25 protein-coding genes are annotated in these 24,247 nt (G+C 63.3%); 8 read left to right on the forward strand and 17 right to left on the reverse strand.

Annotation, left to right across the window (positions count from 1 at the left end; all coding sequences use genetic code 11):
* On the forward strand, nucleotides 1–222 hold a 222-nt coding region (gene tnpA, locus WCY17_RS12380), incomplete at its 5' end, for an IS200/IS605 family transposase (protein ID WP_372702501.1).
* 173 nt (nucleotides 223–395) lie between these two features.
* Entirely contained in the window at nucleotides 396–638 is a 243-nt protein-coding gene (locus WCY17_RS12385) for a hypothetical protein (protein WP_372702502.1), read from the forward strand.
* On the opposite strand, the gene WCY17_RS12390 is transcribed toward WCY17_RS12385, so the two are convergent.
* Complete coding sequence (locus WCY17_RS12390) at nucleotides 616–1,179, reverse strand: cupin domain-containing protein (RefSeq protein WP_372702503.1); 564 nt, start codon at nucleotides 1,177–1,179, stop codon at nucleotides 616–618. The genes WCY17_RS12385 and WCY17_RS12390 overlap by 23 nt on opposite strands.
* Nucleotides 1,180–1,235: 56 nt before the next feature.
* On the opposite strand from WCY17_RS12390, the gene WCY17_RS12395 reads away from it, so the two are divergent.
* Nucleotides 1,236–2,375 (forward strand): porin, encoded by a 1,140-nt coding sequence (locus tag WCY17_RS12395; protein WP_372702504.1) that lies wholly within the window; start codon nucleotides 1,236–1,238, stop codon nucleotides 2,373–2,375.
* An 88-nt stretch (nucleotides 2,376–2,463) separates the two neighbouring features.
* On the opposite strand, the gene WCY17_RS12400 is transcribed toward WCY17_RS12395, so the two are convergent.
* Both WCY17_RS12400 and pxpB read right to left on the reverse strand, forming a co-directional pair.
* The gene (locus tag WCY17_RS12400; protein ID WP_372702505.1) at nucleotides 2,464–3,426 is read right to left on the reverse strand and encodes a biotin-dependent carboxyltransferase family protein; all 963 of its coding nucleotides are present in this window, start codon (nucleotides 3,424–3,426) and stop codon (nucleotides 2,464–2,466) included.
* Nucleotides 3,423–4,190, reverse strand: coding sequence for a 5-oxoprolinase subunit PxpB (pxpB, locus tag WCY17_RS12405; protein WP_372702506.1), 768 nt, complete (start codon nucleotides 4,188–4,190; stop codon nucleotides 3,423–3,425). The genes WCY17_RS12400 and pxpB overlap by 4 nt, the downstream gene beginning before the upstream one ends.
* A gap of 136 nt (nucleotides 4,191–4,326) precedes the next feature.
* On the opposite strand from pxpB, the gene WCY17_RS12410 reads away from it, so the two are divergent.
* Genes WCY17_RS12410 through WCY17_RS12425 form a run of 4 tightly spaced genes read left to right on the forward strand, consistent with a single transcriptional unit; the run spans nucleotide 4,327 to nucleotide 9,566 of the window.
* Nucleotides 4,327–5,574: a sarcosine oxidase subunit beta family protein gene (locus WCY17_RS12410; RefSeq protein WP_372702507.1), complete on the forward strand. Its 1,248-nt coding sequence runs from the start codon at nucleotides 4,327–4,329 to the stop codon at nucleotides 5,572–5,574.
* 11 nt (nucleotides 5,575–5,585) lie between these two features.
* Nucleotides 5,586–5,873: a sarcosine oxidase subunit delta gene (locus tag WCY17_RS12415; protein WP_372702508.1), complete on the forward strand. Its 288-nt coding sequence runs from the start codon at nucleotides 5,586–5,588 to the stop codon at nucleotides 5,871–5,873.
* Nucleotides 5,870–8,977, forward strand: coding sequence for an FAD-dependent oxidoreductase (locus tag WCY17_RS12420; RefSeq protein ID WP_372702509.1), 3,108 nt, complete (start codon nucleotides 5,870–5,872; stop codon nucleotides 8,975–8,977). The genes WCY17_RS12415 and WCY17_RS12420 overlap by 4 nt, the downstream gene beginning before the upstream one ends.
* A complete protein-coding gene (locus WCY17_RS12425) occupies nucleotides 8,967–9,566 on the forward strand; it encodes a sarcosine oxidase subunit gamma (RefSeq protein WP_372702510.1) in 600 nt (199 codons plus the stop codon). Before WCY17_RS12420 ends, WCY17_RS12425 begins: the two co-directional genes overlap by 11 nt.
* Here WCY17_RS12425 and WCY17_RS12430 read toward each other — a convergent pair.
* The 8 genes from WCY17_RS12430 to WCY17_RS12465 form a co-directional block, all read right to left on the reverse strand.
* Nucleotides 9,554–10,729: an ABC transporter substrate-binding protein gene (locus WCY17_RS12430; RefSeq protein ID WP_372702511.1), complete on the reverse strand. Its 1,176-nt coding sequence runs from the start codon at nucleotides 10,727–10,729 to the stop codon at nucleotides 9,554–9,556. The two genes, WCY17_RS12425 and WCY17_RS12430, sit on opposite strands and share 13 nt — an antisense overlap.
* Before the next feature lie 95 nt (nucleotides 10,730–10,824).
* Entirely contained in the window at nucleotides 10,825–11,544 is a 720-nt protein-coding gene (locus WCY17_RS12435) for an ABC transporter ATP-binding protein (RefSeq protein WP_372702512.1), read from the reverse strand.
* Nucleotides 11,545–12,363, reverse strand: a complete 819-nt coding sequence (locus WCY17_RS12440) for an ABC transporter ATP-binding protein (protein WP_372702513.1) — start codon at nucleotides 12,361–12,363, stop codon at nucleotides 11,545–11,547.
* Complete coding sequence (locus WCY17_RS12445) at nucleotides 12,353–13,300, reverse strand: branched-chain amino acid ABC transporter permease (protein ID WP_372702514.1); 948 nt, start codon at nucleotides 13,298–13,300, stop codon at nucleotides 12,353–12,355. Before WCY17_RS12445 ends, WCY17_RS12440 begins: the two co-directional genes overlap by 11 nt.
* Complete coding sequence (locus tag WCY17_RS12450; RefSeq protein ID WP_372702515.1) at nucleotides 13,300–14,217, reverse strand: branched-chain amino acid ABC transporter permease; 918 nt, start codon at nucleotides 14,215–14,217, stop codon at nucleotides 13,300–13,302. Before WCY17_RS12450 ends, WCY17_RS12445 begins: the two co-directional genes overlap by 1 nt.
* A gap of 15 nt (nucleotides 14,218–14,232) precedes the next feature.
* Entirely contained in the window at nucleotides 14,233–15,156 is a 924-nt protein-coding gene (locus tag WCY17_RS12455; protein ID WP_372702516.1) for a delta(1)-pyrroline-2-carboxylate reductase family protein, read from the reverse strand.
* A 25-nt stretch (nucleotides 15,157–15,181) separates the two neighbouring features.
* On the reverse strand, nucleotides 15,182–15,823 hold the full coding sequence (locus tag WCY17_RS12460; RefSeq protein ID WP_372702517.1) for a helix-turn-helix domain-containing protein: 642 nt from the start codon (nucleotides 15,821–15,823) through the stop codon (nucleotides 15,182–15,184).
* Between the two features lie 10 nt (nucleotides 15,824–15,833).
* On the reverse strand, nucleotides 15,834–17,042 hold the full coding sequence (locus tag WCY17_RS12465; RefSeq protein WP_372702518.1) for an NAD(P)/FAD-dependent oxidoreductase: 1,209 nt from the start codon (nucleotides 17,040–17,042) through the stop codon (nucleotides 15,834–15,836).
* Between the two features lie 177 nt (nucleotides 17,043–17,219).
* Here WCY17_RS12465 and WCY17_RS12470 point away from each other — a divergent pair, with 177 nt between their 5' ends.
* The gene (locus WCY17_RS12470) at nucleotides 17,220–18,770 is read left to right on the forward strand and encodes an aldehyde dehydrogenase family protein (RefSeq protein ID WP_372702519.1); all 1,551 of its coding nucleotides are present in this window, start codon (nucleotides 17,220–17,222) and stop codon (nucleotides 18,768–18,770) included.
* A gap of 165 nt (nucleotides 18,771–18,935) precedes the next feature.
* Here WCY17_RS12470 and arsC read toward each other — a convergent pair whose 3' ends face one another.
* The 6 genes from arsC to WCY17_RS12500 all read right to left on the reverse strand — a co-directional run bounded on the left by arsC (nucleotide 18,936) and on the right by WCY17_RS12500 (nucleotide 24,236).
* Nucleotides 18,936–19,274 (reverse strand): arsenate reductase (glutaredoxin), encoded by a 339-nt coding sequence (gene arsC / locus WCY17_RS12475; protein ID WP_372702520.1) that lies wholly within the window; start codon nucleotides 19,272–19,274, stop codon nucleotides 18,936–18,938.
* Between the two features lie 92 nt (nucleotides 19,275–19,366).
* A complete protein-coding gene (locus WCY17_RS12480; RefSeq protein WP_372702521.1) occupies nucleotides 19,367–20,041 on the reverse strand; it encodes a GntR family transcriptional regulator in 675 nt (224 codons plus the stop codon).
* 14 nt (nucleotides 20,042–20,055) lie between these two features.
* Entirely contained in the window at nucleotides 20,056–20,919 is an 864-nt protein-coding gene (locus WCY17_RS12485) for an urea carboxylase-associated family protein (RefSeq protein WP_372702522.1), read from the reverse strand.
* A 37-nt stretch (nucleotides 20,920–20,956) separates the two neighbouring features.
* Entirely contained in the window at nucleotides 20,957–21,343 is a 387-nt protein-coding gene (locus tag WCY17_RS12490; RefSeq protein WP_372702523.1) for an ectoine synthase, read from the reverse strand.
* Entirely contained in the window at nucleotides 21,340–22,671 is a 1,332-nt protein-coding gene (locus WCY17_RS12495) for an amidase (protein ID WP_372702524.1), read from the reverse strand. Before WCY17_RS12495 ends, WCY17_RS12490 begins: the two co-directional genes overlap by 4 nt.
* Nucleotides 22,672–22,709: 38 nt before the next feature.
* Nucleotides 22,710–24,236 carry an amino acid ABC transporter permease/ATP-binding protein gene (locus WCY17_RS12500; protein ID WP_372702525.1) on the reverse strand — a complete coding sequence of 509 codons (1,527 nt, stop codon included), beginning with the start codon at nucleotides 24,234–24,236 and terminating at the stop codon, nucleotides 22,710–22,712.
* Between the last annotated feature and the right edge of the window lie 11 nt (nucleotides 24,237–24,247).

Genomic DNA, 24,247 nt, shown 5'->3' on the forward strand with positions numbered 1-24,247 from the left:
CACCTGCTGGTGAACTACCCGCCCAAGGTGGCCGTCTCGACGCTGGTGAACAGCCTCAAAGGCGTGTCCAGCCGCATGATCCGCAAGCAGAACCACCCGAGCATCCGCGAGAATCTGTGGGGCGGCGCGCTCTGGTCGCCGTCCTACTTCGCCGGTAGCTGTGGCGGTGCGCCCATCGCAATCATCCGCCAGTACATCGAACAACAGCAGACACCACACTGACCGTCCAAAGAACGCCTACGGCGTTCGCGCTATCCTTCCCCGGCCTGAAGGCTGAGGCTTGCCGCGCACCGGGTCAAGCTGCCCGATTTCATCCCCGGCCTGGGTCAGTTGTTCGTCGACCCGGATACCCTGCCGGCGGCCCGTTCCTGGGCTACGACCACGACGGCAAACTCGTGAGCACCACGTACATGGTGCCCCTGTCCCTGATGACGCCCGACATGAACCTCGCGGACCTGAAAGCACCGGCCGGCACGGTAGACCACGTGGACATGATGTACAACGCGGGCCATCCGGGTGTGGCCGAGCCGCACGTGCATATCGTGCTCTGGAACATCCCGGACGGCCAGTTGCCGCCCGCGGCCTTGAAGGCCCTGCCAGATGTCGCGCAGATCCTCAAGGCTGGATCGCTGCCGTAAGCAGGCGCCGTACCCATTGGCCGTGGTGATGCATGGCGGGTGCCATGTCGGTCGCACTCGCCAGTTCGAAGCCCGCGAATTCAAAGCCGGGCGCCACCACGCAGCTCACCAGTGCAAACGCGGCTGGATCGTATTCCGTTTCCGGGCCAGCAGTGTGTGCAGCCCTCATGGCAAGCTCGGCCGCAAACCAGCAGCCGGCAGGCACCACAGCCTGAAACCGGGCCCCCGGATGGATGCGTGGGTCACCCAGTTGCGTGATGGCCATCTCATTGCTCGCAGTATCCCAGACATACAGGACGAGCACCGAGCCAGCGTGGAACGACCAGACCTCATCGGCATCGATGCGGTGCCATGCCGAATGATCCGCAACCCCCAGCAGGTAATGGATAGCCGTGAGCGTGCTGCGGCTGTGGCCCCGGTAAGGCAGCGTGGATCGGGAACGATAGAGTTCGCGGTAGTACCCGCCCTCTGGATGCGGCTGCAGGCCCAGGGCCTGGATCAGGTGCTGGGAATGTATATGAGACTGAGAATCATTCTTCATGTTAAAAACCTGGGGGAGCCCTGTTGGGCCTATTGTGTCATTGTTTCAGGAACGTCATGCCAACACCCCACCTGATTGTCACCGGCCTGCTGAGCGGCCTGTGCCTTGCAGGCCCCGTCCAGGCCGCTTCATCCATCACCCTCTATGGCATAGTCGATGCAGGTTATGGATATACGCAGTATCGCTACCAACAGGGCGATTCGGCGGCACGGGCCACCACGTCAGGGGTACGCAGCGGCTACCTGAAAAGCAGCCGGTTCGGCCTCAAGGGAACCGAAGATCTGGGTGATGGCAGCCGAGCCCTGTTCCTGCTCGAGCAGGAATTCAATCTGGGTGACGGCACCGCCAAAGCGAATCATGCTTTCAGCAAGAAGGCCTATCTGGGTCTGTCCAACGAGCGCTGGGGCACGCTGACGCTGGGCCGCCAGAAAAGCATCTCGGACCAGTTCATCAGCGTGAACACCACACGCAGTCTGGGCAAGGCCACGCGGGCCTTCGGCGGCGCCGGCGTTACGCGCGACAATATGTTTCAATATGTATCGCCAGCATGGTCGGGACTGCAGTTCGGCGTGGGCTATGCTGCCGATGGGGCCATACTGCGCCACTCGCCTGACATCGATGCGGATGCGGATCGGACCCATTTCCTGAGCACCGGCGTGCGCTACAGGCAGGGGCCGCTGCGCCTGTCCGCCACCCTGGATCGTGAACGGGCCAATGACAAGAATGGCCACGCAAGGTCGTATGCCGTCACCAACTGGGTGCTGGCGGGTTCATACGATTTCGATGTCGTCCGGCTGACGCTGGCCTATGGGCAGGATCGCAATGGCAAACTGAAGAAACCGGGCGACATCAGCAGCAAAACCTTTGGCGGCCATGCCCCGACCGGCCTGGGCGACTACAACAACCCGGGCTTCAGATCACACAACTACTATCTGGGGCTGTCTGCCCCCCTTGGAGGTGGGCGCCTGGGCCTGACCTGGTCGCACACGGCGTCCAATCTGGACGACGTCTACGCAGACCTGCACCCCGGCCAGACACTGGCAACGGCGAAACAGAACATCTATGCCGCAGTCTTCACCTATCCACTGTCCAGACGCACCACGGCCTACAGCTATGCCTCATACGGCACCGGGCTGGCCTATCTCGCAGATCTGACTGGCGTGGAAGCCGGCCTCGCCATCCAGCACCGATTCTGAAGGGCATCCCGGAGCGGCACGCCCGGGATGCCGACCTGTATCGCAAACCCCTGGCGCCCCGCCTCAGGCGCGGTCCCGGCGCGTGGGCTCAGAGGCTTGCGCGCCACTGCGCCAGGGCCTGCTCGCGCTCGAGATACAGCGCCTGGGCGGTATCCAGCGATATGGTCTCGAAATACAGGCGCTCACCCGGCGCGCATTGTGCGAGCCTGGGCAGGTCGACACTGGCCACATGGGCGATCTTCGGATAGCCGCCGGTGGTCTGCCGATCGGCCATCAGAATGATGGGCTGGCCATCGGCTGGGACCTGTACGGCCCCGAACGTAACGCCCTGGGAAATCATCTCCAGCGCCTGGTGCTGTTCGAGCGCCACGCCCGAGAGGCGGATCCCCATGCGATCGGACTGTGCGGCGACCCTGAAGCCGGAATCCAGAAGGCACCGATGCGCCGCCTCGGTGAACAGGTCCCATTGCGGCCCGGGCACGATCCGTATGCGCCCATCGGATCTCGGTACCGGCGCCACCCGCGCCGGGCGATGCAGGCGAACAAAATCCTGTGTGCCCAGCAGTGCCTGTTCGGCATCGTCAAGCCCGCCCACCGTGGGCAGGATGTCCCCCTTTTTCAGGGCCCGACCCTGCAGCCCCCCCATGCCGGCACGTACATGCGTGCTGCGGCTGCCCAGTACGGGTTCGACAGCAAACCCGCCACGCACGGCCAGATAGGCACGCACACCGGATACCCGCGGGCCGAAATCCAGCCGCGCCCCGGCCCGCACCACCAGCGCCCGGTTCAGGGGCACCTCTTGCGCGCCAATACGCGCCGACAGGTGGGCGCCGCAAAGGGCAATCACCTGCGCCTGCCTGAACAGCAGGCTGGGGCCCACCAGGGTCATTTCGAGCGACGCCGCGTCATCCGCGTTGCCCACCAGGGCGTTGGCGCAGCGATGCGCCCACTGATCCATGGCGCCACTCACCACCACCCCGAAGCGCTGCCAGCCGTAGCGCCCCAGATCCTGCAGCAGCGACAGCGCACCGGGTTTGAGCACCGCTATCATGGCTGGCTGCACCCTGCGTCTGTGATAGGCACGAAACGCACCCGGTCGCCCGGCTGCAAGGTGCAGGGCGAGGCCCGTGTCGCATCGAACAAGGAGAGTGGCGTGCGACCGATGATGTGCCAGCCACCCGGCGATTCGAGTGGATAGATGCAAGTCTGGTCGTTGGCAATCGCCACGCTGCCCGCCGGTACGTGGAAGCGCGGCATGCTGCGCCGCGGCAGCCGCAACTGCGCATCCAGGCCGCCGATATACGGCAGGCCCGGCAGGAAACCCAGCATGTAGACCCGGTGCGCCGAGGCGATGTGCCGGGCGATGACCTGCTCTGGCGACAGGCCACAGGCCTGCGCCACGGCCGGCAGATCGGGGCCGGCATCCCCCCCATAGCACACAGGAATGTCCACGGTGCGCGATGCGTCATTCTGCGGCTGAATGCCCTCGGCCAACACGGCTTCGAGCCGCCGGCACAGATTTTCGTGGGGCCTGCCCTCTTGTGCAAAGCGCTCGGGGCGATAATGCACCGCCACGGTGGTGAACGCAGGCACGATGTCCACAACCCCCGGAATGGCCGCATCGAGCAGCCGCGCCGCCACACCATGCACGATTTCGTTGGTGTGCAGATCGATGACCTGCCCGAACTCGATGATCACGCAGCAATCACCATCTGCGGTGATGGACCACGGCGCATCCGTATTCGCACCACCCGTGGCAGAATCGACGACATGATGAACCGATGCGGTATTCGAGGAACAGAATGATTCTGACATGGGACCCCAGGGAATGCAGCGCACAGCGGCACCGCACAGACCACAACGCGACAGGCGCATGATGTGCAAACCAGCATGCGCCTGCGCTAACATGGCACGATCCTCGTCATTCTGGCGGAACAGGCCCGCAAGGACCATGAAGAATCGTTACTCGCTGCTCGATATTGTACGGCATGGCCTGCGCCACAACGCCCACTGGGGCCGTGCCTGGCGCAGCCCGGAGCCGCGCAGGGCCTACGACGCAGTGATCGTCGGGGCGGGGGGCCACGGGCTGGCCACGGCCTATTATCTGGCCCGCGAGCACGGCCTGCGCAATGTTGCCGTCCTCGAGAAGGGCTGGCTGGGCGGGGGCAATACGGCACGCAATACGACCATCGTGCGCTCCAACTACCTCTGGGACGAATCCACCCAGTTGTTCGAAAAGTCCATGCAACTCTGGGAGGGTCTGTCGCAGGCGCTGAACTACAATGTCATGTTCAGCCAGCGCGGGGTCATGAATCTGGCCCATACCCTGCAGGAAGTCCGTGACACCCAGCGGCGCATCAATGCCAACCGCTACAACGGGGTCGATGCACACTGGCTCACGCCCGCCCAGATCAAGGCGCTCGTACCCAACATCAACCTGCAGGCGCGCTATCCCGTGCTTGGCGCGTCATTCCAGCCGCGCGGCGGGGTCGCCCGGCACGATGCCGTTGCCTGGGGGTTTGCCCGGGCAGCCGACAGCCTGGGGGTGGACATCATCGAGAACTGTCCGGTCACCAACATCCGCCTGCGCGACGGCGCCATCGAAGGGGTGGACACGGGCAAGGGCTTCATCGCCACCCGCAAACTGGGCGTGGTGGTGGCCGGGCACTCGAGCGTGCTGGCCGACATGGCCGGCATCCGCCTGCCCATCGAAAGCCACCCCCTGCAGGCGCTGGTGTCCGAACCGCTCAAGCCCTGTATCCATACGGTCATCATGTCGAACACCGTGCACGCCTACATCAGCCAGTCCGACAAGGGCGATCTGGTGATCGGGGCCGGCATCGACCAATACCTGGGCTATGGCCAGCGCGGCAGCTATCACAGCATCGAGCATACCCTGCAGGCCATCGTCGAAATGTTTCCGAGCCTGAGCCGTGTGCGCATGAACCGCCAGTGGGGCGGCATCGTCGATGTCTCGCCCGACGCGAGCCCCATCATATCCAGAACCCCGGTCAAGGGCCTGTACTTCAACTGTGGCTGGGGCACGGGCGGCTTCAAGGCCACCCCGGGTTCGGGCTGGGTCTTTGCCCATACCATCGCGCACGATGAACCGCATGCGCTGAACGCCCCATTTTCTCTCGACCGCTTCCACACCGGGCATCTGATCGATGAACACGGCGCGGCGGCCGTGGCCCATTGAACGGAGGCCCCATGCTGCTGATCCGATGCCCCTGGTGTGGTGAGCGCGCCGAAAGCGAGTTCTCGTACGGGGGCGAAGCCGACATCCGGCGCCCGACCGACACGGATCACCTGAGCGACGCAGGCTGGGGCGATTATCTCTTCATGCGCCGCAACCCCTGCGGACCCCTGCGCGAGCAGTGGGTACACGCCCATGGCTGCCGGCGCTGGTTCACACTGGTGCGCGATACACAAAGCTACCGCGTACTGGATCAAGACGTGGTGCCCGGTGAAGCCCGGATGGATGAGGAGCCCGCATGAGCGAACCGTGGCGCCTGCCCTCCGAAGGGCGCACAGACCGCAGCCAGACACTGCATTTCGAATTCAACGGCAAGGCCTATACGGGGCGGGCCGGCGATACGCTGGCCGCGGCACTGCTGGCCAATGGCGTGCATTTCGTCGCGCGCAGCTTCAAATACCATCGGCCCCGCGGCATCCTGAGCGCCGGCGTCGAAGAGCCCAACGCCATCGTGCAGCTCGAAAGCGGCCCGCATACCATCCCCAACGCCCGGGCCACCGAAGTCCTGCTGTACGACGGGCTGCGCGCCACCAGCGTGAACGCCCGACCCAGCCTCGAGAACGACCGTCTGGCCATCATGCAGCGGCTGGCACCGTTCATGGCCGCCGGTTTCTATTACAAGACCTTCATGTGGCCGCGGCGCTGGTGGGGCCGCTACGAAGAACGCATCCGCGATGCGGCCGGCCTGGGCACGGCGCCCGAGCACCCCGATCCGGATCACTACGACAAGCGCTTTGCGCATTGCGACGTGCTGGTGGTGGGGGCCGGTCCGGCGGGGCTCGCAGCGGCCTGCAGCGCCGCCCGGGCGGGCGCGCGCGTGCTGCTCGTCGAACAGGATGCCGAACCGGGCGGCAGCCTGCTTGCCAACCCCATCGAAATCGACGGTCGACCCGCCACAGAATGGGTTGCGGCCCGAATGGCCGAACTGCAAGAACTGCCCGACGTGCGCATCCTGCTGCGCACGTCGGTTGCGGGCTACCACGATCACGATTTCGTCGTGGCTTGCGAGCGCTGTCACGACCACCTGCCCCTGGCACAGCGCCGCGGGGTGCGCGAGCGCCTGTGGAAGATCCGCCCTCGGCGCGTGGTGCTGGCCACGGGCGCCCACGAACGGCCCCTGGTGTTCGGCAGCAATGACCTGCCCGGCGTGATGCTGGCCGGGGCCGTCTCGGCGTACATCCATCGTCACGGGGTGCTTGCGGGGCGCAATGCGGTGCTCTTCACCAACAACGACCTGGCCTACCAGTGCGCCATCGATCTGCAGCGCTGCGGCGCGCAGGTGCTGGTCGTCGATCCGCGCGCGCCCGGCCAGGGCGCCTTGCCGGCCCAGGCCGCCGCCCTGGGGATCGCCATACATTACCGCACCGTAGTCGCCGCAGCCGAAGGCGGTCGCCATGTCAAGGCCGTGCGGCTTCAGGCCTATCGATCCACCAGCGCGAATCCTGCGCGAACCATGCCGGATCTCACGCCCACTGCAGCCAACCCCGCGTCCACCAGTGCGGCGGCCAGGCCCGAGGCCCCGAACACGGTGCCCGGAGCATCGGGCGTCATCGCCTGCGACCTGCTGGCCATGTCGGGCGGGTTCAACCCGGTCGTGCACCTGCATGCCCAGGCTCGGGGGCACCTGCACTGGGACGACGCCCTCGCCTGCTTCACGCCCATCGAGGCCCCGGACAGCCACCATCGCAGTGCCGGCGCGGCTGCCGGGCTGTTCGATCTGCAGCAGGCACTCGATCATGGTGTTTCAGCAGGCCGGCAGGCCGCAGCCGCGGCCCTGGGTGACCCGGTGACGGCACTGCCCCCGGCGCCGCGCTGGCAAGCCCCCACCCAGGCCTGCGACCCCATCCTGCCGCTATGGCTCATCGGCCCGGTCGAGCGTGCGAACCGCGGCCCCAAGCAATTCATCGATTACCAGAACGACGTCCAGGTGGCCGACATCCTGCTATCGGTGCGCGAAGGGTATCGATCTGCCGAGCACGTCAAGCGCTATACGTCGATGGGTTTCGGCACGGATCAGGGCAAGCTCGGCAACATCAACGGCATGGCCGTTCTTGCGCTGCTGCAGGGCAAGCGCATGGCCGAAACCGGCACCACCACCTTCCGGCCCAACTACACACCCATCAGCTTCGGCGCCATCGCCGGGCGTGAACTGGGCGTGCACTTCGATCCCGTGCGCAAGACCAGCCTGCATGCCTGGAATGTAACGGCCGGCGCCCGGTTCGAAGATGTGGGGCAATGGAAGCGGGCCCATTATTACCCCAGGCCGGGCGAGTCCATGGTCACCGCCGTGGCCCGTGAATGCCTGGCGGTGCGCAAGGCCGTGGGGCTGCTCGATTACGCCACGCTGGGCAAGATCGACGTCCGCGGGCCGCACGCCGCCGAATTCCTCAACCGCATGTACATCAACGCCTTCACCCGGCTCAGGCCCGGCCTGTGCCGATACGGTGTGATGCTCGATGAAAACGGCATGGTCATGGACGATGGCGTGATCCTGCGCCTGGCCGAAGATCATTTCCTGGTCACCACCACCTCGGCTGGCGCCGCCCGCGTACTGGCCTGGATGGAGCAGTGGCTGCAGACCGAATGGCCCGAGCTGCGGGTATTCCTGACCTCGATCAGCGACCAGTACAGCGTGGCCACGGTGGCCGGGCCGCAGGCGCGCAAGGTGCTGCAGGCCGTCTGCCACGACGTTGACCTTTCGCCGACGGCCTTCCCCTTCATGAGTTTCCAGGACGGCCACATCGATGGCATGCCGGTGCGCGTGCTGCGGGTCAGCTTTTCCGGCGAGCTGTCCTACGAAATCTACGTGCCCGCCGACCTGGGCCGCCCTCTCTGGGAACGCCTGATGCAGGCCGGTGCACCACACGGCATCACCCCCTACGGGACCGAGGCGATGCACGTCCTGCGGGCCGAAAAAGGCTACGTCATCGTCGGCCAGGACACCGATGGGTCCGTCAGTCCCATCGACCTGGGCCTGGGTGGCATGGTCTCGAAAACCAAGGATTTTCTCGGCAAGCGATCCCTGGCCCGCAGCCATACGGCGGGTTCGGGGCGCAAGCAGCTGGTGGGGCTGCTGACGCAGGATCCCACGCAAGTGCTGCCCGAAGGGGGCCAGATCCTGCAGGCGCCCACCACGGCCCGTCTGGCTGACATGCAGGGCCATGTCACATCCAGTTACGCAAGCCCTGTGCTGGGCCATTCGATTGCCCTGGCCCTGCTCAGGGATGGACACTCGCGCATGGGCGAGAGCCTTACCGTCGCGACCGCCGACGGTCAGTTCATGGGTGCGCGCGTCTGCTCACCCGTTTTTTACGATCCTGACGGGGCGCGCCAGCATGTCGAATGAAGCCCGGCACCACAGCGCTCTGGCCGAGCTGTGCCAGGCCGACGAAACCGTCCTGCGGCGTGGCCGTCCTCAGGCCGTCGAACTGACCGAATGCCGCGAAATCGAGCTGACCAACCTGCGCCTGCCGAGGCACGACAGCGATGCCAGGCACGCACTGGCCGAAGTACTGGGCATCCCCCTGCCGATGGCGCCGAACACTGTCAGCGCACGCCCGGGGCTGCATGCCCTGTGGCTGTCACCCGATGAATGGCTGCTGCGTGCAGGCCCGGGCCCGGCTGACGGCTGGGCCGCCCGCATCGAAGCCGCCCTCGCCGGCACTGCCTTCTTTGCCGTGACCGAACAAAGCAGTGCCTATTGCGTGTTGCAATTGGCCGGCCCCGACGCACGCGACGTGCTCAATGCCGGCTGCCCGCTGGACCTGCACCCCAGGGTGTTCGGCCAGGGTCAGTGTGCGCAGACGCTGTTCTTCAAGTTTGCGCTGCTGCTGCGCCCACTGGATGGTTCTGGCCAGGCCTGGGAACTCATGGTCAGGCGCAGCCATGCGGACGCGATGGCCCGCATGCTGCTGGCCGATGATCACTTCTCGTAGGGCACCAGCTTGCCGTCCTTGACGATCACATGGCGATACGACTCGCTCTTCTGCATGCCGTCGTCATCGAAGGCCTTGTCGCCCGTCACGCCGGCATAGTTCTGCGACACCGGGATCAGCGCATCGCGAACGGCATCCGATGTGGCGGCCTTGGCCTGTTCCATGGCCAGGGCAACGAGCATGGCCGAGTCATAGGCGTAGCTGCCGAACACGCTGGTGGGTTCCTCGCCGAATGCCTCTTTGTAGGCTGCGGCATAGGCGTCGTATTCGGGGCCGGCCGAACCCGGTTCGAGACCGCGAATGCCTTCACCGATCTGCGGGGTTTCCTGGATGTCGGAAATCCACAAAGAGGGATAATCGGCATACCAGTTCGCGCCGACATCGATGCCCTGTTGGAAGGCCTCCTGGAGCATGAGACGCGCATCGGCCCCATAGGCCGTGAAGAACACACCGTCCGGATTCTGCGATACGGCACGGCGCAGATCGGCGTTGTAGTCGGACTTGCCCTCTTCGTAGCGCACCTTGGTGATGCATTCGCCGCCCTTCTTGTCCTGCAGCTGCTGGCACGACTGGATTTCCATGCCGACCCCGAACGGGTTGTTGGTCACCAGGCTGGAATAGGTCTTGCCCGCGCCATCTTCGAGGGCAAAGTCGGCCATGGCACGCCCCATGAGATCGTCCAGACCCATGGTGCTGAAGAGATAAGGGCCGATGTTGCGCAGTTCGGGCGAGGTCGATGACGAGCAGATTTCGACGACCTTGGATTGCTGCGCGAACTGCCCGGTGGGCACACAGACCCCGCTGGACAGAATGCCCAGCACCACGGGGACCTTGTCCACGTTGACCAGCTTGCGCATGGCATCGAGCGCCGATGCAGGCCGGGATTCGGTGTCTTCGATGATCAGTTCGATCTTGCCGCCCAGGGTGTCCGGGCCCACCTTGACCGTGCTGCCGTCCTTCTGCGGAATTTCAAAGCCATTGTTGATGCGCTGGGCTGCCAGCTGGATGCCGCGCGAGATGTCCTTGCCCTGGATGGCGCTGGTGCCGGTGAGGGGCACCAGCACCCCGATCTTGATGTCATCGGCCAGCGCCGGGGTGGCCATGCCGGCCAGGAAAAGGGCCGTGGTGGCACCGGCTGCAAGTTGAAAGATTTTTTGTTTCATGATGTGCTCCTCCGTCAGAGACAGGATTGATCAGGTGGCTGCGCGTGACAGCCGGACCACCGGATCGGGTTGACCGGTGGCGAGTGCTCACGAACCTAGCTCTTGGCTGTGCCCAGATAGGCCTCGCGAATCTTTTCATCGGTCAGGATGCGGTCGGCACGGCCCTCGAAGGCGTTGCGACCATCGGCCATCACGATGCCGAAGGTGGATGATCTCAGGGACAGTTCGGCGTTCTGCTCCACGATCAGAATGGTGCGCCCCCCCTGAGTGTTGATTTCCTGGATCTTCTCGAAGACTTCGGCTGCAATGCGGGGTGACAGCGCCGCCGTGGGCTCGTCGAGCAGCAAAAGCTGCGGATCGGTCATCAACGCCCGGGCCAGGGCCAGCATCTGGCGCTCACCGCCACTCATGGTGTGCACGCCCTGGCGCCGCCGCTCGGCAAGCCGTGGAAAGCGCTCGTACTGCAGGGCAATGCGTTCGCCCAGCAGCGCCCGTTCGAGCGAGTAGCCGCCCATCTTGAGGTTTTCTTCCACCGTCAGGGACGGAAAGACGTTGTCGAGCTGCGGCACGAAGGCGATGCCCCGCGTCACCCGCAGGTGCGCCGGCAGATGCGTGATGTCGTCGCCCTCGAAGCGGATCAGCCCGGTCCTGGGCACGAGATAGCCCATCAGCGCCTTGAGCAGGGTCGACTTGCCCGCGCCGTTGGGCCCGATGATGGTGGTGATGTGGCCCCGGGCCACCGCCACGCTCACGCCGTGCAGGATTTCGGTATCGCCATACCCCACGGTCAGGTTCTCTGCGGTGAGTATCCCCATTTATGCATGCTCCTGAGAATCGGCAGCCATGACAGTGGCAATCTCGGTATCGGGATCCAGTTGCCCCCCTGCGGCGATGTAGGCTCTGAGCACGTCTTCACGCGCCAGTACGGCATCCACCGGACCTTCGGCCAGGACCTGACCCATATCGAGCACACAGAGCGTGTCGCACAGCTCGCGGATGACCGCCATGTTGTGTTCGATGATCAGGAAGGTTTCGCCGTTGTTCCTGAGCGTCTTGATGACCTCGACGATGTCATCGATGAGCCGCGGATTGACCCCGGCGACAGGCTCATCGAGCAGGATCAGGCGTGGCTTGGCCATCAGCACCTGCACCAGCGCCAGCAGCTTCTTCTGGCCCCCCGAGAGGCCGCCGGCCAGTTCGTTGGCGTGGTTGTGCAGCCGCACCATTTCGAGCAAATGCCAGGCCCGCTCGAGATTGTGCCTTTCTTCCGCAGCCACCGAACGCGGCTTCAGGGCGGCCATGAGCACGCTTTCGCCCAGTTGCTGCTTGGCCCCCAGAAGCATGTTTTCCATCACCGTCATGCGCTGCGGATTCAGCGTGATCTGGAAGGTGCGGCACAGCCCCAGGCGGGCAATCCGATAGGGCTCGCGCCCCTCGATGGACTGCCCGGCGAAGGTGATACGCCCCGACGTGGGCCTGAGAAAGCCCGAGATGATGTTCACCAGGGTGGTCTTGCCCGAACCATTGGGCCCGATCAAACCGGTGATCTGGCCTTCTTCGGCGGTCAGCGAGACGTTGTTGAGGGCAATCAGGCCGCCGAAGTGGCGTGAGACCCTGTCGACTTCAAGAAGCATGAGGCTCTCCGGTTGGCGGGCTCGACAGCCGCGACGGCCGGGGATAGCGGCGCCGACGCTCGGGCACCAGGCCGCGGGGCAGGTACAGGATGACCAGAATGATCAGGATGCCGATCAGCACCATGCGCAACGCAGCCACCGTGGCCGAGTACTCGGCAGGCACATGAATGAAGCGCGTCGAGTTGTAGATCACCTCGATCACCAGAGTGCCCACCAGCGCCCCCAGGTTGTTGCCCGGCCCGCCCATGATGACCATCGCCCAGATCAGGAAGGTCTCCAGGGGCATGAAGAAGCGCGGGTCGATGAAGCCCACGAAGTGGGCGTACAGGCTGCCCCCGGCCGCCGCGATTGCACCACCGATGACCAGGGACCAGATGCGGGCGTTGCGTACATCCTTGCCCAGCGCCCGGGCGACCTCGTCGCTCTCGCGGATCCCCTTGAGCAGGCGCCCGTAGGGCGAGCGCCCGAGCCACGTGACGAGTACGTAGGCACCGACCACGCACACGGCCACCAGGGCCAGATAGAAATAACCGTAGGCCTGGGTGGAGAAATACCCCTGGAACGGGGCCGGAATGCCGGAAATGCCATAGGACGCACCCACGTATTCGCTGCCCAGGTTGGTGTTCAGGAAGATCATGCGGATCAGCTCGGCTGCCGCCAGTGTGGCAATGGCCCAGTAATCCTGGCGCAGGTCGCCAATGGGCAGCGCCATCAGGGCCCCCAGCACCCCGCCGGCAAGAATGGCGAGCACGAAGCCCACCCCGACCGACCAGCCCAGAATGGCCGTCGCGATGCTGGAGAAATAGGCCCCCACCATGAAGAAGGCCACCTGCCCGAAATTGACCAGCCCGGTCTGGCCATACTGGAAATTCAGGCTCAGGGTGATGAGGCCGTAGATACCGACGATGGTCAGCAGATAGACAATGAAATCAATCATCAGGAACGCCTCCCCAGCAGCCCGCGCGGGCGCACGAGCAGGATCAGGATCAGAATGACAAAGGCAATGCCGGTCTTGTAGCCCACGGGAATGTACAGGTCGGTGGCCGAGGTCAGCCCGGTCAGCTGCAGCAGAGGCGCCCAGTTGACCACCAGACCGACATTTTCGGCAAAGGACACGATCATGGCGCCGAGCACCGCCCCGTAGACATTGCCGATGCCCCCGACGATGGCCGCCGCAAACACGGCCACCATGATCTCGAAGCCCATGCTGGACTGGATCTGCGCCACCAGGCCCAGCATGATGCCGCCCAGGGCCCCCAGGGCCGCACCGATGAACCACACGATGCGTATGATGCGCTCGGTATAGATGCCGCTGGCTTCGGCCAGCGGCGGATTGTCGGCCGTGGCCCGCATGGCGATGCCCAGCTTGGTGCGCGTGAGCAACAGATGGAAAGCCAGCATGGCGAGCAGGGCTGCGATGAGCACGGCCGCACCGGACGGCGAGATGCGACCATCCCAGATGACCCAGGGGCGGGTCAGTGGCAGGGGGAACGAGCGCGCGCCCGCACCCCAGATGGCCTGCACGCTGTACTGCATCACCATCCCCAGGCCAAAGGAGGCGATCATGAGGATGGCCGCGGGGCTGCTGCGCAAGCGCGAGAATACCAGGCGGTCGCTGAGCACCCCCAGGTAGCCGGTGACCAGGCAGGCCACGATGACCCCGACCAGTATGGCCCAGCCAATCGGCAGGGGCAGCACCAGGCTGATGGCCAGGGCGATGAACGCCCCCACGGTACCGAACTGCACGTGCACGAAACTGGCGAACCTGAGCACGTCGTAGACCATGGTCAGGCCTACCGCAATCAGGGCCAGCTCGGACGCCCTGATCAAGCTGTCGATGATGACCTGGAACAAGGCAAGCCTCCGATGTCAGGAAAGTGGTTGATGGGCCAGCGCACAGCGCGCCGCCGCCAGATCCCAGGCCGCGCAGCCCACCGTCTTGAAGACCGCGGGTTCTTCGGAGGGTGGATCGGCCAGCAGATCGGTGAGCGGGCGCACACGGGCCCAGTCGACACCCGCCTGGAGATAATCGCCGGCCTCATGGCGGGCACCCTCGAGATCATCGGCATACAGGCGGCTGGCGCGCAGGGTCTGCGCGCCGATCTCGGCCAGGTCTTCGCGATAGGCCCCGACCGCGATGACGTGGCGCCCGGGCCGTGCCGGCATATCGTAGACCGGCGTGCTGCTGGTGGTGGTGGTGATGATCAGATCGGCATCGGGGCCGACGCGATCCACTGCGCGGGCCTGCGCATGCCCGCAGGCCTGAACGAATTGCCCGGCCTGCGTCAGCGTGCGCCCGATGATGTCGACGCGGGCATCCGGATGCAGCGCCTGCAGGGCCATCACATGACCGGCTGCCTGGGCCCCCGTGCCGAAGATCACCACGTGGCGCGGGCCCTGGGGCCACAGCCGGCCGAGCCCCAGCATGGACACCGCCACGGTGCGCCGCAGGGTTACCGTGGGGCCATCGAGCACCAGCCGGATCACCCCGGTCTCGCCATCGCTCACGGACACCACGCCATTGATGGTCGGCAGCCCCTGAGCCCGGTTGCCGGCAAATACATTGACGAGCTTGTGGACGCCGATATCGGCCGCCGTGGCGGGCATGGACAGCAGCACGTCGCCACCGGGATAGGGCACGACCTGGCGCGCGGGCGCCCGTATGGTACCCGCCTGCATGTCCGCTGCCGCCCGGGCCAGCGCCTGCATCAGATCGTGCCAGGGCAGCAGCGCCGCGGTCTGGGCCGGGCTGAAGATCGGTGGAGCGGACATCTGTAGTGAGTTTGTCGTCATGGGCACGGCACCTTGGTTACGAGCATCATGTCAGTTGCGGGCTGCGAGTCAAATCGGGAGTGGTACTGACCCAGAGCACCTGGGCGTCGTCTTCCCCAGTGCTGATCACGCGATGGCCCATGCGGCTGTCTATGTAGAAGCCCTCGCCTGCATTCAGCGTGACGGGGCGATAGAAGTCTGTCTGCAGTTCGATGCAGCCGCTGAGCACATACACGAATTCTTCGCCGTCGTGGCGGCTCCAGCCTTCGTCCTTGTGCAGGCGATGCTTCTTGACACGGGTCACGAACGGCATCATGCGCTTGTTGGCCAGATGCGAAAACAGCAGGCGATGGTGATACAGCGGCGTGTCATGGATTTCGCCCTGGCCTGCCCGCTCGATGCTCCAGCGACCCGCCCCCATGTGAGACTGGGCGTTGACGAACAGCTCGGCCACATCCACCTCCAGGCCATGCGCCAGACGCAGCAGCACGTCATAGGTTGGCGAGAGCTGGCCATTTTCGATCTTCGACAGTGTCGAGGTGGAAATCCCGCTGGTCGCCGATACCTGCCCCTGCGTGAGGCCGCTGCGCTGGCGCAGGAATTTCAAGCGCTCGGCCAGCGCCGACTTCTGCTCCTGGGCCATGGCGTCGCTCAATTCGGATTCTGCGGGAAAGGCACTGGTTTTCATGATGGATGCTTCAGACTACATTGACTTCGAAAACGGGCTGGTCAGCCAGAATGCGCTGCCACCCCAGCCGGCTCAGATCCAGCGTCTGGTACCGCCCGGTGGTGATGAGCTCGGACAGGGCGCGACCGATGGCCGGCGCCTGCTGCATGCCATGGCCGCTCAGGCCATTGGCGAAATACAGATTGCCCACGGACGGATGCAGGCCGATGATGAGATTCTGGTCGAACAGGTTCATGTCGTAGTGCCCCGCCCAGCTGCGCTGGCAACGCAAGGCCTCGAAGGCAGGCACGCGAGCCGCCAGCACCGGCCAGAGAATCTCGTCGAACAGCGCGTGCTGCACTTCGAAATCGGTGGCATCCGGATCCTGGTCGGGCGGTGGTGCGATCCCCATGATGAAACCCTGGCCTTCGGGGCGGAAATAGGCACCACTGGGGTCGATGACCATGGGGCATCCGGGCAGTGCCTCGGGACACTGCACATAGAACACGCTGCGCTTGCGCGCCCGCACCGGCAGCTCGATGCCCAGCGGCGCGCTGAGCGCTGCCGCCCCGGTCCCTGCGGCATTGATGACCGCGCCACAAGCCAGCGCGCGGCCGTCGTCGAGCACCACTTCGACCACCCGCCCCGCCGATTCGCGCAGCGCCGTGACGCGGGCCTTGATGTACTGCACGCCCTGCGCAATGGCCTTGCGGCGCATGCCCTGCATCATGGCGTAGGCATCCAGCCAGCCTTCACCGCTCAGGCCCAGCGCGCCCGCTGCCAGATCGTCGACCTTGAGCCAGGGGAACCGGGCTCGCAACTGTGCGCCGGACAACAAGGCAATATCCGCGCCCAGGCTGGATTGCAGAACCTGATTCTGCTGCAGGGTCGCCAGCCCCTGATCCGTGGCGAGGAACAGGTAGCCGCCTTCATGAAAGGCTGGATCGGGTGCCGACCCGTCGACCGCCATGCGCGTGGCGAATTCACGCAGGAATTGCGTACCGAACAGGGACATGCGGATATTTTCCGCGTTCGAGAACTGATGCCGTATCGACGCCGCCGACAGCGCCGTGGCGCTGAACTGATAGCCGGGATCGAGTTCGACCACGGCAATGCGGCCCTTGAAGCCCGCATCGGCGCTGAGAAAATAGGCGGCCGAGCTGCCTATGGCCGCCCCGCCTGCGATCACCACATCGAAATTCTGCTGCGCCATCGAATTCTTCTGCTCCCCGATCTGCATGGGCGACCCTGAATGACCCGCGCATGTAGCGTATCCCCACGTGCGAGTGCGCCCCCACGAGCGCCCGCCACAGGCAGTCCAGCCCGCGAACAGGATCTATTGTGATTTGAAAATGTTTCAAATTCTTTAGGTATTTTCCCTAGAAGAAAATATTTTCCAATAAAGGGAGTGCATGATATGCTCGATTCCATTGCAGACCATTCATATCTTCAGGAGTCCTGCGTGAACACTCAAGAACTGCTGCAGTCGCTGGGCGTCTCCAGCGCTGCTCTGGCGGGCGGCCCACTGACCGTGCACTCGCCCATAGACGGCACCCGGATCGCCGCCCTGCAGACCCACACCGCCGGCGAAGTCCCCGACGTCATCGCCCGGGCCCAAAAGGCCTTTCTCGAATGGCGCAGCGTACCGGCACCCCGTCGTGGCGAACTGGTGCGCCTGCTGGGCGAAGAACTGCGCGCACAGAAGCAGGCCCTGGGCCGCCTGGTTTCCGTCGAAGTCGGCAAGATCCCCGCCGAGGGCGAGGGCGAAGTCCAGGAAATGATCGATATCTGTGATTTCGCACTCGGGCTGTCGCGCCAGCTGTACGGGCGCACCATCGCATCCGAGCGGCCCGGCCACCACATGCTCGAGACCTGGCATCCGCTGGGGGTGGTCGGCGTCATCACCGCGTTCAATTTCCCGGTGGCGGTCTGGTCGTGGAATACGGCCATCGCGCTGGTCTGCGGCAATGCCATCGTCTGGAAACCATCCGAAAAATCACCCCTCACGGCGCTGGCCTGCCAGGCCATCTTCGAGCGCGCATGCCAGCGCTTTGGCGACGATGCCCCAAAAGACCTGCTGCAAGTGCTGCTGGGCCGGCACGATATCGGCGAAGCGCTGGTCGAGGACAGCCGGGTCGCCCTGGTGTCGGCCACGGGTTCCACCCGCATGGGGCGCCAGGTCGGCACCCGGGTGGCCCAGCGCATGGGCCGCAGCCTGCTCGAACTGGGCGGCAACAACGCCATCGTCGTGGCCCCTTCGGCCGATCTGCAAATGGCCACCCGGGCCATTCTGTTTGGTGCCATCGGTACTGCGGGCCAGCGCTGCACCTCCACACGGCGCATCATCGTGCACGAAGCCGTGGCCGATGACCTGCTCGCACGGCTGAAAAAAGCATATGCCAGCGCCACCGTGGGCAACCCGCTCGAGGCCGGCACCCTGGTGGGCCCGCTCATCGACCAGGCTGCATACGATGGCATGCAGCGCGCCCTGCAGCTGGCGCGCGACCACGGTGGCCAGGTCACCGGGGGCGAACGCCTGCTGGCCGAACGCTATCCGGACGCCTGGTATGTGCGCCCGGCCATCGTCGAAATGCCAAGCCAGATCGAACCGGCCTGCACCGAAACCTTCGCACCCATTCTGTACGTGATGCGCTACCGCGATTTCGCCGATGCCATCGAAATGCACAATGCCGTGCCACAAGGCCTGTCATCGGCCATTTTCACCACCGATCTGCGCGAGTCCGAATATTTCATCGGGGCCACAGGTTCGGATTGCGGCATCGTCAACGTCAATATCGGCACCTCGGGGGCCGAGATCGGCGGGGCCTTCGGGGGCGAGAAGGAAACCGGCGGGGGCCGCGAATCCGGGTCGGATGCCTGGAAGGCCTATATGCGCCGAGCCACCAACACCATCAATTACTCGCGTGAACTGCCACTGGCGCAGGGCATCCATTTTGGTGACGACTGAACGCCGGGCCTGCTTTTGGTGAGGACTGATCGTTAGGCCTGCTTTTGCTGACGATCGAGCATCAGGCCACCAGGTTCACGCCAAGGCGCGGGCGGCGTGGGCTCAGAGGGCAGGGGCCATGCCGCCATCCACACGGATGTTCTGGCCGGTGAAGATTGCCGGTGTTCAGAGGATTTCGTGGATCCGCTCGAACGGCCGGCACAGGCGGGTGCCTTTCGGGGTGGTGACAAAAGGGCGATTGAGCAGCACCGGGTGTGCCGCCATGGCCTGCAGCAAGGCGGCCTCGTCGGCCCCATCCAGCCCCAGTTGCTGATAGATCGGCTCTTTGGTGCGCATGGCTTCGCGCACCGACAGGCCCGCAACCTCGATGAGGCTGCGCAGGGCATCGACCGTCAGCGGGGTTTTGAGGTAGTCCACTATTTCAAGCGGCTGGCCTTGTGCCTGCAGCAGTTCGAGCGCCTTGCGCGATGTGCTGCAGCGGGGATTGTGATGGATCGTGATCATGTGCTGGTGTGACAGGTACTGAACATGTGGTCAATATACGGTAAATGAATCCTGAGGACGTTTCGGTTGCTGGCCCTGCGTCCGGCATCCGGCTACGATCCCAGAGGACGAGCCCATTTGAGGACGACCTGCGAGAGCATTTTTTCAGACTCATCGAGATAATCTGCCAGCCGTGCGGCGACCATTTTCATATCCTGCTTCACCATCCATTCATAGATCTCATGCTCTCTGTCGATCCAGTACGGGCTCTGCACAATGCTTTCGTCGGGAGGCAAGGTAAAGATCAAACGCAACTGGCCCGAAATATTGAGAAACAGATCATTGATCAAGCTACAGGAAAACGCCGAAACCTGCAGGCGATGAAAATACAGGCTCAAGCTGCCCACCAGATGTGAATTTCGCTGGGCCACTTCGTTTTGTGCACGCTCAATCGTTTGACGCATCTGTTCGAGCAGTTCATCCGGAATGCAGGTGATCGCCTGCAGGGGATACAGCTGCAGAACACGTCGGGCCGTATAGATGTCGCGCAGATCCTTCAGGTCGAAGGTCCGCACGAAGACCCCTCTATAGCGAATGAAGCTCGCCAGGCCATCGCGCACCAGCATATGCGAGACCTCCCGCATCGTGTTGCGCGAAACCCCATATTTGCGCGCCATCTCGGTCTCGATCAGCTGTTCGCCCGACACGAGCCGACCATTGATGATGTCCTCCCGTACCCTGCTCTCTATCGTCTCGACGATGGAAAGATCTTTGCTCGCCATGTCCATGCAATCTTTTCCAGCTACCCCCTGCGGGACTCTTTTTCCCAGACCACCTGCTCGGGATACATGCCATGCAAGCCCTTGTAGTCGGCGACAGCTGGGGATTGCCAACCTTCGAGCAAAGCATCCGGCATCTTGTAGACCTCGATTCCCAACGGATGGCATACCTCGATCGGATCACGCGCGTCTGGCCCCCAGAACGGGATGGACAGATCGCCACCGGGACAGGTCGAGAGTGCGCACAGCAGATCAATTTCGGCAAAGAATTCGAAGAAATCACCTTTCACGGCAGGACAAGTCTTCATGAAATACTCATCATCATCATTGAGCCCCGTACACTGAAAGACATTCAGAACATCGTGCACATCGAATTCTGTCAGCCCATATGGAAGCACGGCCCGAGTCAGATTCGAATGGCAGTGGAAATGAAAGTCTTCGCCTGTCAGCATTTTGTTGACATAGGGATCGCAACGCGTACCCAGCAGGTCATGTACTCGCCCTCCATCATTATCCACACCATATTGATCAAGCGTGTCGCGGGTGATCGTGACCAACGGTCGAAGAAACGGTAGTGTAGACCAGAGCCTATCATAGGTGCTGACATGAGCCCCTTGCAATTGTCTTGTGCGCGAAGCCCACAGGCGCTCTCTGGGGTCATGGCGATTCCAGATGTTGAGATCAGCCACTTGCGGACCTTCGATGGTCACGATTCGGCACACATGCCCCGCCGGGACTTCCCAGGCCCGACCACTGCGTATGGGCACGGTGAGTGAATCGATGGGCCTGCACGATTCAACCTCCTTGGAAATGCGCCGATAGAACGCCTGATCAACCTCGAGGGCGGAGCCTTTCGTAGCCTGATAAGCCGCTGGATAATTACTCATCTTCTTTCCTGTGGACAAAATGGGGACATGGATTGATTCATTCACGAGGGCCGTATGAACCGCTGGCATCGTGCGTCTCGTCGCCCGCCAAGGGCGGGTTGAAGACACAGACGAGCCGCAGGTCACCCCTGGTGGCCCTGAGGATGTGGGCATCATGCCGATCCAATGCATAGAGTGTCCCCGGCCGCAGCGCGTGGGTAACACCGGTCGCGAGATCGACGACTTCACCTTCACCCGCATAACAATAATTGGTCTCGAAGTGATTCTTGTACTCCAGATGGAGTTCACTGCCCTCGAGTACGACTGTTTCATGCACGGAGTATCCAAGCCCGTCCTGTTCGACGATCAGCCGCGCACTGCGCCAACCCGGGCCGCTCGCAGCACGCGGCGTGCCTTCCACGTCCTTGGCTGTCCTGATGATCATTCACATTCTCCTTGAAGTAGGCTTTCCAGGGTACTTGCCATTTGCAGCAGGGCGCGTCCACGACCACGCCTGCCTGTAAACAGAATTCCGACCGGTTCACCACTTGTCCACCCTGGCAGGCTGAGGCTCGGCAAACCAAAGCGACTGGCAATCTCCGTATAGGCAAAGGATTTCCGATTTTGTGCCAGGTAGGTCGTCTCGTCGTGCAAATCGACCAGGCGCGGTGGAAGAATAGGTGACGTTGGCGTAAGGAGCGCGTCGAAACCCGTCAACGCTCGATCAAAATCCCTTGCCAGGCGATCCAGGAGCCAGCGCGTGTGCAAGTACTCATGGGCCGGCACTGATCGTCCCGATTCAATACGCGCGCGTATGAGCGGATCATAGCGATCGCCGAAGCGCCGCAGATAATGCTGGTGGACCGTGAAAGCCTCCGCAGCGAACATGTCGCCCTTGCCCGCCAGCTCGCCCAGTTCACGAACAGGCGCACAAGCCCCATGAATGATCTCGATCCCACTGAGCCGCAAATGTCTCACGGCTTCATGAAAGACTGCCAGCACGTCAGCTTCCGGCTGCGGAGCCATGATCTCATCAGGGACAAGCACACGGAATGGTGCCGCGGCACTGGCTGGCTGACCGTGCAAACAAGTCTGGCAATCCAGATGGTCCAGACCTACTGCCTCTACGATGTCCAGGCATTGCCGCGCACTAGCCGCCATGATGCCCGGTGTATCAAAACTGGGCGCCAGGTTCAGCATTCCACTGCATGGCCAGGCCCCTTGCGAAGGAATATAGCCAGCCACACCACAGAATCCTGCTGGTATCCGCGCCGAACCACTGGTGTCCGTGCACAAGGCAAAATCCGCAAACCCCAGCGCCACGGAAACGGCTGCGCCCGAGCTGGACCCCCCCGAGACCCGGTCTTCTCCTGTTACCAAAGGTGTCAAGGGCGTTCCATAGAACGTATTGAGCCCCAGGGCGCCAAACGCGAACTCAGTCATGTTGGTCTGACCGAGCAGCACGGCACCGGCCTGACGCAGTGCCGCAACCATGGCGGCATCCTGCATCGCTGGCGACCGACCGGCGAGTGCGCGCGAACCCGCGTGAGTCACCCAGCCCCGCACGTCGAAACAGGCCTTTACCGAGCACACCCTGCCAGCAAGTGGCAATATGGCCCCATCAGCGCGGTCTTCCCGTCGACCATCCATCGCCCGGGCGGCCCGTATCGCTGCCTCACCATCCAGGTAGGTAAAGGCCAGGTCGCGCTCCTGCGGCCGCGCATCAGCACGATCCAGACACCGGGTCACGTGACTCTCTATAAATCCTTGCACCTTCGATGCCTTTTCTTGATTATGCCGAGACGCTTTCCTCAGCCATGCTCTATCCGGCGCAGAAACTCACCGACGCGCCCATCCTTCACGGCCAGTAATTCTGCTGGAGCGGCGTCATGCAGGATGCGGCCATGGTCCATGAACAGAATCCGATCCGAGACCTTGAACGCAAAGTGCATCTCATGGGTCACAATCACCATGGTGATGCCCTCCGCTGCCAACTGTTCGATGACCTTGAGCACTTCACCAACCAGTTCGGGATCCAGCGCCGACGTTGGCTCATCGAACAGCATGATCGATGGTCGCATGGCCAGCGCACGGGCGATGGCGACACGCTGCTGCTGCCCACCAGAGAGTTGGTGCGGGTACTTGTTGGCGCACTCCAGCAAACCCACCTTCTCGAGCAGCAGGAGCGCCTCGATGCGCAGCGTCTCACGATCTCCAAGTTTGTGGAATCCGGGCGCCATCGTGATGTTTTCGAGCGCCGTGCGATGCGGAAACAGGTTGAAGCTCTGGAATACCATGCCGATACGCAGGATCTGGTCAGACTGGGCTGCCGGCAACCCGGGGACGAATTCCCCGAGGAAATTCCGACCATCCAGAATCACGGATCCACTATCGAGTTTTTCCAGACCATTGAGCGTCCGGATGACGGATGTCTTGCCGGAACCCGATGGCCCTATGATGGACACGACCTCACCAGGGCGCACTGCCAGACTGACATCGTCGACGGCTTTCAGCGTTCCATAGGATTTGCACAAACTGCGCCCTTCGAGCACGAATGGCCCGGTCTGGGACTGCTCTTGTGGCCCGGACGCAGTCCGGATTTTCTCACGCAGGCCTTCCAGGCGCGCTTGCTCGCCGGGCGCAAGCACCAGCGCCTTGTGCTTGCGCTTGCTGATGTCGAGCCGGCCATCGAGATAGACCAGGCCCTTGTCGAATACGGTCACTATGAGAACATAATAGAAAGCCACCGCGACCATGGTTTCGAAGATGAGGAAATTCTGCGTATAGAGTCTTTGCCCCACGAGCAGAATCTCCGCCAGAGAAATCACCGAAACGAGCGAGGTCAGTTTGACGATGGTCACGAACTCATTGCTCAGGGTAGGCAAGGCGATCCGAATGGCCTGTGGAATCACGATGTGCCACTGGATGCCAAAATAGCTGACGCCCAATGCCCGACCCGCCTCATACTGCCCGACGGGCACGGACAGAATGCCCCCCCTGTGGATTTCAGCCATGTAGGCCGCTTCACTCAAAATCAGGGCAATGAGCCCGGCATAGAACGGATTGGACAGTACGACACTGGACTGCGGCAGGACCTGAGGGAAATTGTAGGTAAAGACCAGCAGGACCAGAAGCGGCAGGCTTCTGAAGAACCAGATGTAGACCCTGGACAGCCGATTCAGCCAACGGTGGCTGGATTGTTTGGCGAGCGCCAGGAAAAATCCGAACAACCCTGCGATGACCCACGAGGCGATGCTCAATTCGATCACCGTCCAGCAGGCCATCCAAAAATCGGTGTCCCATAAAAGGCTGAATGTATAGTCCCAATCGAAACTCATTACCGAACCTG

It is taken from the genome of Castellaniella sp., from assembly GCF_041677825.1.
GTDB lineage: Bacteria > Pseudomonadota > Gammaproteobacteria > Burkholderiales > Burkholderiaceae_B > Castellaniella.